13 protein-coding genes are annotated in these 14,087 nt (G+C 67.9%); 12 read left to right on the forward strand and 1 reads right to left on the reverse strand.

What is annotated here, in order from left to right:
• The first annotated feature begins 43 nt into the window (after positions 1–43).
• The 6 genes from JM664_RS05025 (at position 44) to JM664_RS05050 (ending at position 6,311) form a co-directional block, all read left to right on the forward strand.
• On the forward strand, positions 44–853 hold the full coding sequence (locus tag JM664_RS05025) for an N-acyl homoserine lactonase family protein (protein ID WP_227418826.1): 810 nt from the start codon (positions 44–46) through the stop codon (positions 851–853).
• A 22-nt stretch (positions 854–875) separates the two neighbouring features.
• A complete protein-coding gene (locus tag JM664_RS05030; RefSeq protein ID WP_227418827.1) occupies positions 876–2,009 on the forward strand; it encodes a zinc-dependent alcohol dehydrogenase family protein in 1,134 nt (377 codons plus the stop codon).
• 29 nt (positions 2,010–2,038) lie between these two features.
• A complete protein-coding gene (locus JM664_RS05035; RefSeq protein ID WP_227418828.1) occupies positions 2,039–3,517 on the forward strand; it encodes an aldehyde dehydrogenase in 1,479 nt (492 codons plus the stop codon).
• A 63-nt stretch (positions 3,518–3,580) separates the two neighbouring features.
• Positions 3,581–4,051 (forward strand): nuclear transport factor 2 family protein, encoded by a 471-nt coding sequence (locus tag JM664_RS05040; protein WP_227418829.1) that lies wholly within the window; start codon positions 3,581–3,583, stop codon positions 4,049–4,051.
• The gene (locus tag JM664_RS05045; protein ID WP_227418830.1) at positions 4,048–5,514 is read left to right on the forward strand and encodes an FAD-dependent oxidoreductase; all 1,467 of its coding nucleotides are present in this window, start codon (positions 4,048–4,050) and stop codon (positions 5,512–5,514) included. Before JM664_RS05040 ends, JM664_RS05045 begins: the two co-directional genes overlap by 4 nt.
• 26 nt (positions 5,515–5,540) lie before the next feature.
• Positions 5,541–6,311, forward strand: coding sequence for an SDR family NAD(P)-dependent oxidoreductase (locus JM664_RS05050; protein WP_227418831.1), 771 nt, complete (start codon positions 5,541–5,543; stop codon positions 6,309–6,311).
• Positions 6,312–6,386: 75 nt separating this feature from the next.
• On the opposite strand, the gene JM664_RS05055 is transcribed toward JM664_RS05050, so the two are convergent.
• Positions 6,387–7,205: a GntR family transcriptional regulator gene (locus JM664_RS05055; RefSeq protein WP_227418832.1), complete on the reverse strand. Its 819-nt coding sequence runs from the start codon at positions 7,203–7,205 to the stop codon at positions 6,387–6,389.
• Positions 7,206–7,354: 149 nt separating this feature from the next.
• Between JM664_RS05055 and JM664_RS05060 the strand changes: the two genes are divergently transcribed.
• From JM664_RS05060 to JM664_RS05085, 6 genes are all read left to right on the forward strand, one after another.
• Positions 7,355–8,482, forward strand: coding sequence for an ABC transporter substrate-binding protein (locus JM664_RS05060; protein WP_227418833.1), 1,128 nt, complete (start codon positions 7,355–7,357; stop codon positions 8,480–8,482).
• A 136-nt stretch (positions 8,483–8,618) separates the two neighbouring features.
• Positions 8,619–10,304, forward strand: a complete 1,686-nt coding sequence (locus JM664_RS05065; protein WP_227418834.1) for an ABC transporter permease — start codon at positions 8,619–8,621, stop codon at positions 10,302–10,304.
• Positions 10,297–11,394, forward strand: coding sequence for an ABC transporter ATP-binding protein (locus JM664_RS05070; RefSeq protein WP_227418835.1), 1,098 nt, complete (start codon positions 10,297–10,299; stop codon positions 11,392–11,394). Before JM664_RS05065 ends, JM664_RS05070 begins: the two co-directional genes overlap by 8 nt.
• Entirely contained in the window at positions 11,391–12,389 is a 999-nt protein-coding gene (locus JM664_RS05075) for a D-2-hydroxyacid dehydrogenase family protein (protein ID WP_227418836.1), read from the forward strand. The genes JM664_RS05070 and JM664_RS05075 overlap by 4 nt, the downstream gene beginning before the upstream one ends.
• Positions 12,389–13,771 (forward strand): acyclic terpene utilization AtuA family protein, encoded by a 1,383-nt coding sequence (locus JM664_RS05080; RefSeq protein WP_227418837.1) that lies wholly within the window; start codon positions 12,389–12,391, stop codon positions 13,769–13,771. The genes JM664_RS05075 and JM664_RS05080 overlap by 1 nt, the downstream gene beginning before the upstream one ends.
• A complete protein-coding gene (locus JM664_RS05085) occupies positions 13,764–14,075 on the forward strand; it encodes a DUF4387 domain-containing protein (protein ID WP_227418838.1) in 312 nt (103 codons plus the stop codon). Before JM664_RS05080 ends, JM664_RS05085 begins: the two co-directional genes overlap by 8 nt.
• Positions 14,076–14,087 lie beyond the last annotated feature (12 nt).

Here is a 14,087-nt window from a genome sequence, read left to right on the forward strand (position 1 = left end):
CGGCGACGGAAGATGTGGGAACAATGACGGGAGGAGGCCCTACATGGGCGAGGACGTCTACGAGGTACAGGCCGTTCGCTACGCGACGAGCCCCGATCGCAAGCGGTTCCACAACTGCCTGCACTGCGCGCCCGGCGACGTTCACGACGCGATGCCGATGGACTTCTACGTCTGGGTGATCCGCAACGCCCAGCGGACCATCGTCGTCGACACTGGCTCCCGCGACTGGAAGTGCGTTCAGCGCGGGCACGAGTACATTCGCTCGCCCATCGAGGGGCTTGACGCCCTGGGTGTCGCGCCCAACCGGGTGGACGACGTCGTCCTCACCCACATGCACTGGGACCACGCGGGAAACATCGACGGGTTCGCGAACGCGCATATCCACCTGCAGCAGGCCGAGATGCGCAACGTCACCTCGCAGGACATGGCCGATCCGGCGATCAACACGTTCTTTCTCGTCGACGATGTCTGCACCGTGGTGCAGCGGCTCTTCGAGGGCCGGGTGACGTTTCACGAGCGCTCGCGCGAGATTGCCTCCGGGATCAGCGTCCACGAGGTCGGCGGCCATTCGGCGGGAATGCAGATCGTCCGGGTCAACACCGCCCGCGGCTGGGTCGTGCTCGCCTCGGACGCGACGCATTTCTACGCCAACTATCGCGAGCGGAACCCGTTTCCGGTGCTCTACAACTTCCAGGACACGGTGAAGGGGTGGGACCGCTGCCTCGAGCTGGCGGACAGCCCCGACCATGTCATCCCCGGGCACGACCCCCTCGTTCTCAGGCGATATCCGGCCGTCTCCGGCGCGCTGGAAGGCGACGCGGTGCGGCTCGACGCCGATCCGATCGAACCGTGACAGGCAGGGCAGGACGCACGCGATGCAGATGAAAGCCGCAATCCTCTACGAGCAGGGCCTCGCCACCCCCTACGAGGAGACGCAGCCCCTCAGGATCGAGGAGGTGACGCTCGACCCGCCGGGACCGGGCGAGGTCCTCGTCGAGATCGCCGCCGCCGGTCTCTGCCACTCGGACCTCTCCACGATCGAGGGGCTGCGGCCGCGCAAGGTCCCGACCGTGATGGGCCACGAGGCGGCCGGCATCGTCCGCGAGGTGGGCGAGGGCGTGACGCGGCTCAGGGAAGGCGACCATGTCGTCGCCGTCTTCGTGTCGAGCTGCGGCGAGTGCCGCTATTGCGCCGACAGCCGCCCCAACCTCTGCACCTCGTCGTGGACCGCCCGCGCCGAAGGGACACTAAAGTCGGGCGCGCGACGCCTGTCCCGCAACGGCACGGCGCTGCACCACTACACCGGCCTCTCGACCTTTGCCGAGTATGCGGTCGTGGCCGAGAACTCGCTGGTCGCGATCGACCGCTCGGTGCCGCTCGAGGTCGCGGCTCTCTTCGGCTGTGCCGTCGTCACCGGGGTGGGCGCCGTGATGAACACGGCGCAGATCCGCCCCGGGCGCAGCGCCGCCGTCGTCGGCCTCGGCGGCGTGGGGCTCAACGCGCTCCTCGGGCTGGTGGCCTCGGGCGCCTACCCGATCGTGGCGGTCGACCTTTCGACGGAGAAGCTCGAGCTCGCCCGGTCGCTCGGCGCCGACCACGGCGTGCTCGCCGGCACCGGGACGACGGCGCAGGAGGTGCGCGACCTGACGCGCGGCGGCGTCGACTTCGCCTTCGAGGCGGCCGGGTCGATCCCCGCAATGGAGACGGCCTACTCGCTGCTCGGCCGCGGCGGCACGGCCATCAGCGCCGGCCTGCCCGACCCGACGAAGACCGTCTCCTATGCCCACGCGCCGATGGTCTCCGACGAGAAGACCGTCAAGGGCAGCTACATGGGCAGCTGCGTGCCGCAGCGCGACATTCCGCGCTTCATCGACCTCTACCTTGCCGGGCGCCTGCCGGTAGACCGGCTGCGCACAGGCGACGTCAGCTTCGACACGATCAACCGCGGCTTCGACCTGCTCTCCTCGGGCAAGGTCGTGCGCCAAACTCTCCGGCCGCAGGCGGCCTGACCCCCAGAAAGACCGAAAGGACCACGGCGATGGGAACTCAATACGACCTCTTCATCGACAACGAACGCGTCAGCGCTCCCGACCAGGAGCGGTTTCCGGCGGTCAATCCGTTCACGGGCAAGGAATGGGCGTCGGTGCCGCAGGCGAGCGACGCCCAGGTCGCCGAGGCGATCGCCGCGGCCCGCCGGGCCTACGACAGTGGCTGGAACAGGACGACCGGCTACGAGCGGGCAAAGCTGATGCACCGCCTCGCGGACCTGCTTGACGCCAACGCCGACCGCATGGCCGAGATGGAGACCACCGACAACGGCAAGGTCATCCGCGAGACGCGCAGCCAGATGGGCTTTGCCGCCCGCGCCTACCGTTTCTTCGCCGGGATGGCCGACAAGCTGACCGGCAGCACGATCCCGCTCGACCAGACCGAGGTCTTCGACTTCACGCGGCGCGAGCCGATCGGCGTGGCGGTCCTGATCACCGCCTGGAACTCGCCGATGGGGCTTCTGTCGAACAAGCTCGCCCCCGCACTCGCCGCCGGCTGCACCGTTGTCGTGAAGCCCTCCGAGCACGCCTCGGTCACGACGCTCGAATTCGCCGACCTGGTCAAGGAGGCGGGCTTTCCGCCCGGCGTCGTCAACGTCGTCACCGGCGACTACCGCACCGGGCAGGCCCTGCTGACGAGCGGTCGCGTCGACCGGGTGAGCTTCACCGGCAGCCCGGCGGTCGGCCGTCAGATCGCCGCGGACGCGGGCAAGGCGCTGGTCCCGGTGACGCTGGAGCTGGGCGGAAAATCCCCCAACATCATCTTCGACGACGCCGATCTCGACAAGGCGACGGTCGGCGCGCTCGCCGGCATCTTCGCCGCGACCGGGCAGACCTGCATCGCGGGGTCGCGCCTGCTGGTGCAGCGGGGCGTCTACGACGAGATCTCGCGGCGCCTGGTCGAGCGTGCCGGCCAGATCAAGCTGGGCAATCCGCTCGACAAGACGACCGAGATGGGCACGGCGGCGAACGAGCCGCAGTTCAAGCGCATCCTCGGCTCCGTCGAGAACGCGGTGAAGGAGGGCGCGACCCTCGCCACCGGGGGCAAGGCCGCCAAGGGCGAGCATCTGGGCCACGGCTTCTTCATCGAGCCCACGATCTTCACCGACGTGAAGAACTCGATGACGCTGGCGCAGGAGGAGGTGTTCGGCCCCGTCCTGTCGATCATCCCCTTCGACACCGAGGAGGAGGCGATCGGGATCGCCAACGACACCAAGTACGGCCTCGCCTCGGGCGTCTGGACCACGAACCTGTCGCGCGCGATGCGGATGGTGCGGGCGATCCATGCCGGCACCGTCTGGGTCAACACCTACCGCGCCGCCTCGGTCATGGCGCCCTTCGGCGGGTACAAGGACTCCGGCTACGGCAAGGAGCGGGGCCTCGTCGCGCTCGAGGAGTTCCTGCACACCAAGAACGTCATGATCGACTACTCCGACGAGGAGCGCGATCCCTTCGCCATCAAGGTGTGACCCCGGCGCCGGCGCGTCCCTTCGAGCGCGCGCCGGCGACAACCTCTCAGGAAAGGACCGCAAGTGGACCCGTCGACGGACGACTACATCGCGATCATGCAACTCTACGCCCGCTACGCGCGCGCCATCGACAGCGGCGACGGCGAAGGCTGGGCCAACTGCTATGCCACGGATGGGCAGTACCTGTCCTCGACCTTCGGCGAGTGCAACGGCAGAAGCGAACTCGCCGAGTTCGCCGCGGATCACTACCGGCGCTGGCTCGACCAGGGCATCCAGACCCGGCACTGGAACAATCAGGTGCTGCTGACCGACAACGGCGACGGCACGATCACCGGTTCGGTCTACGTGCTGCTCGCCGGCGTCAAGGCGGGCGAGGCGCCGGCGCTGCACCTGCAGACCGTCTACACCGACACGCTGGTCCGCGAAGCCGGCCGCTGGGTCCTGAGGCAGCGGCGCTCGGATGCCGACCAGCGGCCCGACCCGTCGCAGCTCGGCTTCAAGCGCTGGGACACCGGCGAGGGGATACGCGAATGAGCGGCACATACGATGTCGTCGTGGCGGGGTGCGGGATCGCGGGGCTGTCGGCCGCGGTCTCGGCGGCCGAGGCGGGCGCGCGCGTCGCCGTGCTCGAGCGGGCGACCGAGGAAGAGCGCGGCGGCAACACGCGCTGGACCGAGGCGTTCATGCGCATGAAGAGCGAGGACGAGGTCTCGGACGACTTCGAAGAGCATTTCATGGCCAATTCCGGGTTTCACCTCGACCCCGGGCTCGTGCAGGAGACGATGCGCGCCCCCGAGGACTGGCCGGCCATCGTCAAGGCGCTGTCGTTCACCGATCCCGAGCTGATCGGAACGCTCGCGGCCGAGGCGGGGCCGACGCTCGGCTGGCTCAAGGGCTACGGCGTCACCTTCTCCGCGATGCCGAGCTACCTGATCACCCAGTCGACCACCCGGATCAGCCCGGTGGGGGGCGGCCAGGCCCTGATCGATGCGCTCGCCGCCGCGGCGGAGCGGCTGTCGGTCGACTTCTTCTACGAAACGACGGCCGAGGCCTTGCTCCTCGGGACGGACGGCGAGGTCTGCGGCATCCGCGCCTCGTCGCATGCAGGGCGCAATCAGCGTTTCATGGGCGCCGTGATTCTGGCCTGCGGTGGCTTCGAGGGCAACGCCGAGATGCAGGCGCGTTACTACGGCCCGGCGGCCCGCTACATCCGCCCGGTCGCCCGCGGCGGCTACTACAACCGCGGCGAGGGGATCCGGATGGCGCTGGACATCGGCGCGGCACCCTGCGGCGACTTCAGCGAATACCATGCCGAGCCGATCGATCCGCGCTCGGGCGAGTCCGAGGCGATCGTCTTCGTGTTTCCGTACGGCATCCTGGTCGACCAGAACGGCCGCCGGTTCATCGACGAGGCGTCGGACGCCGTCGACGCGATCTACGAGAACATCTCGCGCGTCATCAATCGGCTGCCGGGAGGGATCGCCTACGTGATCACCGATGCCGGGCTCGACGACGTCCCGAACTGGCAACGCACGGTACGCTCGTCCGAGAAGCCTTTCGTCGCGGACACGCTCGACGGACTGGCCGAGCAGATCGGTGTTCCGGCGGAGACACTCGCGGCAACCGTCGAGGCATTCAACGCGGCGACCGTCGACGGCACGTTCAGGCCGCTCGAGAAGGATGGACTCGGCACGCGCGGACTTGATCCGGCCAAGTCGAACTGGGCCCGCCCGATCACGCGCGGGCCCTATCGGGCCTGGCCAATCAGTTCAGCCAACTGCTTCACTTTCGGCGGCCTGCGCTGCAACAGCTCGGCCCAGGTCGTCGACCAGTCCGGCCGGTGCATCGACGGCCTCTACGCGGCCGGCGAGACGATGGGACTCTACTACGGGCGCTACACCGGGGCGACCTCCGTCCTGCGCGGCGCCGTCTATGGACGCATTGCCGGTCGTCACGCGGTCGAGCATGGCGCTGCCGCCACGCGCAGCGCGACCTGAACGAAAGCACCAGGAGAAAGAAGCGGATGGCGCGAACTCCAGACTACTTCCAGGGCAAGACCATCGCGGTCACGGGGGCCAGCAGCGGCCTTGGGCGTTCGGCTGCGGTGATCTTCGCACGTGAAGGCGCGAACGTCGTCTGCGGCGATGTCGACGAGACCGGCGGTGCCGAAACCGTGCGCTTGGTCGAGGCCGAGGGCAGCGAGGCTGCCTTCATCCGCACCGACGTCACAAGGCGCGAGGACGTCCGCCGGTTCGTGGCCGAGGGCATCGGACAGTTCGGTGCGATCGACTTCCTTTTCAACTCGGCGGGCTCGGCGCTCAGGCGCTGCGGCTTCCTCGAGATCGACGACACGCTCTTCGACAAGTCGTTCGACCTCAACGTCAAGGGCACGTTCTACGGCATGCAGGAAGTGCTGCCGCACATGCTCGAACGGGGATCGGGCACGATCGTCAACGTCGCCAGCATGGCGCACAAGCGCGGCGGGCCCGGCACCTCGGTCCACTACGCTTCGTCCAAGGGGGCCGTCGTGACGATGACGATGGGGGTAGCGCGGGAGTTCGCCGGCCGCGGGATCCGCTGTCTGTCGATCTCGCCCGCGGCGGTGAACACGGCCTTCCAGGCCTCGTCCGGCACGTCCAGCGAGATGAGCGAGCGGCTCATGCAGGACATCCCGATGAAGCGGAATGCCGAACCGGACGAGATCGGCGAGCTGGTGCTGTTCCTGTGCTCCGACGCGTGCCAGTTCATGACCGCCGACACCGTCTATGTCAGCGGCGGCGGCGGCTTCCGCTAGCGCCGAGCATTCCACGCGGCGGTTCCCAAGCCTTTCGCCGTGGCCATTCCCGCAGGGCTTGGCGCTGCCCGGTTTCTAGTCCAACTCCCGTGGCAGCCGCCCCGCCGAATGCTGGCGGCTGGCGTCGGCTGCCGGCAGGGGCTGTCCCAGCGTGTAGCTGAGCCGCATGTCACCGCGGAAGGTCGACACCCCGCATTGCAGCGTCCTGCCCTCCCGGTCGTGGTAGGAATGCTCGCGCACGAGCATCGGACTGCCCTCCTTGATGTCGAGGCGGCGCGCCAGCCGTGCATCCGCCGATTCGACGTAGAGAAACACGCTGGTGGTCGGGATCTTCTCGCCGATGATCTCGCTGAGGAAGTCGTGGACCGGCCGCGTCTCGACCATCTCCCAGGTCACCCGTTCACCGAGATCGGGACGGATGTAGCGTATCTCGTGGCCGACAGCCCGTTCGTCGATGACGCGCAGCCGCTCCACCACATAGACGTCCGTGCCGGCGGGCAGCGACATCTGTGCCAGCGCTGCCTTCGGTCCCGGCCGGCGCGTCAGGCTCGGTTCGCGATAGACGACCTTGGCGCCGTAGGCGGCCACCTGTTCCTCGAAGGATACCGACTGCCCCGTATCGAGGCTGGCCGTGACGGAAACCGAAGGGGCGACGAAGGTGCCGCGTCCGATCTCGCGCACGATCAGCCCCTCGTACACCAGGAACGACAGAGCATGCCGGACAGTCGAGCGCGTGGTCGAGAATTCGGAGCAGAGGTCGGATTCGGACGGCAGCCGGTCCCCGGCCTTCAGGTCCCCCGCGGCAATGGTCGTGCGCAGCCGCTGCTGGATACGATAGTAGACTGGAACGAACTGCTCCTCGTCTCCGGCCGCTGCGCTTGCTCGCGTTGACATGTCGACAATCTACCGCCTAGGGTCGCAAAACGACTAGACAACTGCACAACTACAAGCCCGGTCTGAACGGGTCAACAGAGCCGGAAGCCCGGCGAAGCACGGCCCCCCAGAGCCGGCTTACCAGTGTCCGAGGAGGAGGAAAGACTGCCATGAGACGAACGCTCCTGATCACGTGCCTGTCGTCGCTGTCGCCCGTCGCATTCGGCGCGGCCTGGGCGCAAGACAACGCCATCCCCGACTACTATCCCGAGGACTACGACCAGATCGTCGCCGCCGCCGCAGAGGAGGACGATCTTGTGGTCTACGGCAACATCGCGCGCGAGGCGTGGCAGCCGGTAATCGACCATTGCAGCGCCAGGTTTCCCGAGATGCCGGAGATCCAGACGCTCGACCTCGGCGCGACGGAAGTGTTCGAACGCTATTACACCGAAACCGCGGGCGGCGCGGACTCGGCGGATTTCATGCTGTCGATCGATCCGGGTGGCTGGCTGCGCTTCATCCAGCAGGACGGCGTCCTGCCGTATCAATCGCCCGAGCTCGAGCATCTGCCCGACTGGTCGTATTATGAGCCTGGTCTCTACATGTACTCGGCCGATCCCACGACGATCGCCTACAGCAAGGTCCAGTTTTCCGAAGGCGAGAACCCGACCGGCGTTGCCGATCTCGCCGCCAAGGTCGAGGCGGACCCCGCGGCGTATCAGGGGAATCTCAGCACCTATTCGCTTCCCGAATACCTGACGGTCTGGTGGCCCTTCATAAATTCCCACACGCCCGAGGGCGGCTCCTGGGAAGAGAGCGAGGCCTGGCCCTGGATCGAGACGCTCGGACCCTCGACGCAACCGCTGTCGTCGTCCGGCCCGATGGTCGAAGGGATCATGACGGGCCAGTACGCCGCCGCCTACCTGACATCGAGCGGCAACCCGCGCCGGGCCGTCGCGACGGCCGCCGGCGAGCAACTGCTCGGCTACAACTTCATCGACGACGGCACCCCGATCTGGCTGCGGGGGATCGCGATCCCGCAAGAGAGCGGCAGCCCGAACGCGGCGAAGCTCCTGCTCGACTGCATCCTGTCGAGCGGCGGGCAGATCGCCGTGGCCGAGGGCGACTACACCGCCTACCGTCCGGACGTCGCGGGCGAAGCCAAGTGGCACCTGCAGAGCGTTCTCGACGAGGTCGGAGAGGAGAACGCGCTCTTCGTCTCCTATGACGACGTCTATCTCGACCAGGAGACGCTGGATGCCTTCGTCGCCCGGTGGAACGAGGCCATGGGCCGCTGAGCCAGCCGCGGCCCGAGCCAAGGCCTTCCCAAAGACCCCCCCCGGACGGCGCAGAGCCGCCCGGGGATTCCTCTCCGGATCTTCAGGCTAGATGACGGATACCGACGCAGGTAACGCCTCTCAGGCGCATCGAGACGTGACTCGCACCCGGCTTGCCACCCCGCTGACGCAGTACGGAATCGTGCTGCTCACGGTGGTCCTGGTCGTCTCTCCGCTGCTGCCGATCCTCTACCAGAGCTTCATCGCGCAGCCGCTCTATCGCGACGACCTCGATTTCACCCTGTCGAACTACGCCCGCCTCTTCGTCAGCCGCGCTTTCTACGACATCCTCTGGGTGACCTTCCTCTTCTCGGCGGGCATCGCAGTGGTGTCGACGGCAATGGGCGCCCTGATGGCGGTCCTGACAGTGCGCACCGACATGCCCGGCCGCGGCTGGATCGGGACGATCTTCACCATTCCGATCTACACCTCGTCCCTGGTGCTCGCCTTCGCCTGGATCACCGTCTACGGCCCGGGCGGCTATCTCACGGCGACCTGGGCCAACGTGCTGGGCCTGCCCGCGTGGGATCTCTACGGCCTCTGGGGCATGATCCTGATCGGCAGCACCGCCTATGCCGCCATCCCCTATTTCTACTGCACCTCGGCGCTGACGATGGCCGATCCGTCGCACGAGCAGGCGGCCCAGATCTGCGGCGCCGGCCGAATGCGCACCCTCTGGCGCATCACGCTGCCACTCCTCAGACCGGCGCTCAGCTATTCGCTGCTGATCAATTTCGTGGCCGGGATCGAGACGCTTTCGATCCCCCTGATTCTGGGCGAGCCGCGCGGCGTCCGGACCTTCTCGACGTTCCTCTACACCGAGATCGGCAAGACCGAGCCGCAATACGGCCTCGTCGCCTGCGCCTCGATGCTGGTGCTCGTCTTCATGGCGCTGCTCATCATGCTGCAGCGCCGCGTCCTCGGCGACGCGCGCCGCTTCGTCACCGTGCAGGGCAAGGCGCAGGCGCCCAAGCGGCTGCGGCTGGGACCGCTCCGCTGGCCGCTCGCGACACTCTGCTGGATCTGGGTGACGGTGCTCGTCGTGCTGCCTCTGGCCGGTTTGCTCGCGCGTTCCGCGGTTCAGGTGCTGACGCCCTACATCTCGCCGCTGACGGTCCTGACCTGGGACAACTACGTCCAGATCTTCGAGGTCGATACCTACGCCCGCTCGATCTGGAACAGTCTCCTGATCGCCGGGGTGGGCGGCTTCTTCGCGGCTTGCCTGTCGCTCGGCATCGTCCTCGTCGCAGAGCGTTCGGACAACCCGCTGCGCCGGCCGCTCCGGTTCCTGTCGCTGTTCCCGCAGGCGGTGCCGGGCGTCATCGTCGGCGTCGGTCTGCTGTGGGCGTTCGTCCTCGTCCCGGGGCTCGACATCTTCCGCAGCACGGTCATCGGCCTGATGATCGCCTTCACGATGCGCTACATCCCGCTGGCGGTCGGGGCGATCGCGCCGTCCCTCGGCGCCATCGGACCCGAGCTGGATCGCGCGGCGCGGACATCGGGCGCAACCTGGATTGGCACGGTGCGCCGGATCCTGGTGCCGCTCGTCGCGCCCGGCTTCCTCGGCGCCTACATCCTGCTCTTCCTGAGCTTTCTGCGCGAATACACCTCGGCGGTGTTCCTCTACGTTCCCGGGACCGAAGTCATCGGCACGACGCTCCTGTCGCTCTGGGTCCAGGGCAAGAGCGGGCCTGTCGCCGCGCTCGCCGTGATCCAGATCGTCCTCGTCACCGCCGTCGTCCTGATCAGCCGCCGCCTGCTGGGAGTGAAGATGTATGGCTGAGCTTGTCGTTTCGAACCTCGTGAAGTCGTTCCAGAATGGCGCGCGCGCCGTCGATGACGTTTCGCTGGACCTGCCGAGCGGCAAATGGCTGACGCTGCTGGGGCCCAGCGGCTGCGGCAAGTCCACCACGCTGAACTGCATCGCCGGCCTCGAAACGCCGGAATCGGGCACCATCCGGCTGGGGGATCGGACGCTGTTCGATACCGCGCGCGGCGGCATCCCGCCCGAGGCACGCGATGTCGGCATGGTGTTCCAGTCCTACGCTCTCTGGCCGCACCTGACCGTGGCGCGGAACATCGCCTTTCCACTGGAACTGCGCGGCATTCCGGCCCGCGAGCGCAAGGGACGCATTGCCGACGTCGCGAACATCGTCGAGCTGGGCTCGATGCTCGAGCGCTACCCGCACGAGCTGTCGGGCGGACAGCAGCAGCGCGTCGCCCTGGCTCGGGCGCTGGTCTACGAGCCGAAGATCCTGCTCCTCGACGAGCCGCTGTCGAACCTCGACGCCAAGCTGCGCGAGCGCGCGCGTGCCTGGCTCAGCGCCCTGCAGCGCCGCCTTGCCGTGACCACCGTCTACGTCACCCACGACCAGACCGAGGCGCTGACCATGTCGGACGAGATCGCGGTCATGAGCGAGGGCCGGATCGCGCAGCGCGGCACGCCCAGGGAGATCTACGGTGCCCCGGCAACACCGTTCGTCGCCGACTTCATCGGCACCAGCAACTTCCTCAACGGCACCGTGCTGTCGCGCGATCGAGGAAGCGGAACGGTCCGCGTGGCCGACGCAGAGTTCCGCTTCGTCCTGCCCGACGGCGTCGGGGTCGGCGACGACGTGCTCATCGCCGCCCGCCCGGCGAGCCTGCGCGTGGCGGCCCGGGACGACAGCTCGACCATCCACGGCCGCATCCTGCAGCGGACCTACATGGGCTTCCGCTACGAATACCTCGCCGAGATCGCCGGCGCCGAGGTGCGGATCGACGGCGCCGAGGAAATCCCCGACGGCGTCGACACGATCAGCGTCAGCCTGACGCCCGAGGAATGCAGCCTGTTCCGCCGCGACGGGCACGAGTCGAAGCGGGCCGCGAGATGAGCGAAGGACAGCAGCAGATGCGCATCGCGTTCCTCGACGATTACCAGTCCGTCGCGCTGGACATGGCCGACTGGAGCCGGCTGCCGGACAACGTCGAACTGGTTTCCTTCACCGACCATGCGGGTGGCGAGGACGCGCTTGTCGCCCGCCTGTCGGATTTCGACGCCGTCTGCCGCGTGCGGGAACGCACGCCGTTCCCGCGTTCGGTCCTCGAGCGCCTGCCGCGGCTGAAGCTGCTGCTCGCCACCGGCATCCGCAATTCCCGGTCGATCGACCTCGCCGCCGCCGAGGAGCTTGGCATCACCGTCTGCGCGACGGGCTCGCACCATTTTCCGACCGTCGAAATCGTCTGGGGCATGGTCCTGTCGCTGTTCCGCGGCATCCACCGCGAGCATGCATCGCTGCGCGCGGGTGGATGGCAGCTGTCGCTTTCGCGATGCGTCCGCGGCAAGACAATCGGCATCCTCGGTCTCGGCAGGCTCGGCACGCCGGTTGCCGAGATCGCACGCGCCTTCGGCATGGAGGTGGCGGCCTGGAGCCCCAACCTGACGGACGAGCGTGCCGCCGCCGCCGGCGCGCGTCGCGTGAGCAAGGAAGAGCTCTTCCGCGACTCCGACGTCGTGACCATCCACATGCCCGAGAGCGAGCGCAGCATCGGCATCGTCGGCGCCGCCGAGATCGCGCTGATGAAGCCCGACGCCTTTCTCATCAACACCTCCCGCCCCGGCCTTGTCGATCAGGATGCCCTGCTGACGGCGCTGATCGAGCGGAGGATCGGCGGCGCGGGGCTCGACGTGTTCGACATCGAGCCGCTGCCGCGCGACCATCCCTACCGCTACCTGCCGAACGTCCTCGCCACGCCGCATATCGGCTTCGTGATCGAGGAGAACTACCGGATCTACTTCGGAGAGACGCTCGAGAACGTCCTGGCTTACCTGGACGGCGCGCCGATCCGCACCCTCGATGCCAGTGGCGAGATGAAGGAGCGCTCCTGATGCCCGAAATCCGTGTCCTGTCCGCCTCGGGCCAGATCGGCTCGGGCTTTCTCGAAAGCTCGATCGAGCGCGGCTTCTCGCTGAAGCCGCACGTCATCGCCTGCGATGGCGGTTCGACCGACGCGGGGCCTGCGCATCTCGGATCGGGCAAGCCGCACTTCTCGCGCGAGGGGACCAAGCGCGACCTGCGCCTGATGCTCAAGGGGCGCGACAGGCTGGGCGTGCCCCTCGTCATCGGCTCGTGCGGCATGGCGGGCGGCGATGCCGGCCTCGCCTGGATGCGCGACATCGCCCTCGAGATCGCGCGGGAGGAGGGCCTGAACTTTCGTCTCGCGCTGGTCAGCAGCGAACAAGACAAGGACTACCTCAAGCAGAAGCTGCGCGACGGGAAGATCCACCCGCTCGATCCCGCGCCGTCGATCGACGAGGACGCCATCGACCGCAGCGCGCACGTCGTGGGCATGATGGGGCATGAGCCGATCGCGGCCGCCGTCGCCGACGGCGCGGACGTGGTGCTGGCCGGGCGCGCCTCGGACACGGCGCTTTTCGCCGCGGTGCCGCTGATGCAGGGGGCGGGGCCCGGACCGGCCTGGCATGCCGCCAAGATCCTTGAATGCGGCACGGCGGCGACGGTGCAGCGCAAGCGGCCGGACAGCATCTTTGCCTGGATCCGCGACGACCATTTCGACATCGAGCCGATGGACATGGAATGCCGCTGCACGCCGCAATCCATCGCCTCGCATACGCTGTACGAGAACGCCGATCCGTTCCTGATCCGCGAGCCCGGCGGAACGCTCGACACGCGCAACTCGACCTACGAGGCGCTCGACGACCGCAGAGTGCGCGTGCGCGGGTCCGAGTTCCTGCCCGCCGACCGGCTGACGATCAAGCTCGAGGGGGCGGAGCTTGCCGGGTACCAGACGATCATCGTCGCCGGCGTGCGCGAGCCCTACATCCTGCGCCAGCTCGACACCTGGCTGACCGAGATGCGCGAGCGCTTCGCCGTCCGGGTCGAGGAGATGTTTCCCGGCACGCTCGGGCCCGACGAGTATTCGATCCACGCGCGCGTCTACGGCCGCGACGGCGTGATGGGCAAGCTCGAGCCGCGGCGGGACGAGCTGGGTCACGAGGTCGGGCTGCTCTTCACCGTCACGGCGCCGACGCAGGCGATCGCGAACTCGATCGGCAAGACCTTCGCGCATTTCGCGCTGCACTACCCGATCCCGGAATGGCGCGGCCTGATCAGCGGGCTCGCGTTTCCGATGAGCCCGCCCGAGGTCGATCGGGGGGAGGTCTATCGCTTTCATCTCAACCATGTCGTCGAGCCGGACGACCCGGGGGAGATGTTCCGCACCGAGATGAGGGAGGTCGCCCATGCCTGAACTGGGTTCGCTCGCACGCCTGATACGGTCCAAGAATGCGGGGCCGTTCACCCTGACCTTCGACGTGATGTTCGACGACGACGAGAGCTACGAGCGCGTCAAGAAGGCGGGGGTGCTGACCCGCGAATCCTTTGCCGCGCTCTACTCGGTGCCGGTCGAGGATGTGATGTTCTTCGAGCACGACGCGGCCAAGGCATTCAAGATCTCGATCCCGAGGCCGTACATCCAGTGCGACACCGAGGACGGCGACGCCTATGGCGGCCAGCAGCACGCGCCGCTGGTCGAGATCGCGCTTCCGGATTGAGGGAGGGGCCGC

The organism is Roseitranquillus sediminis (assembly GCF_016918935.1).
Classification (GTDB): domain Bacteria; phylum Pseudomonadota; class Alphaproteobacteria; order Rhodobacterales; family Rhodobacteraceae; genus Roseitranquillus; species Roseitranquillus sediminis.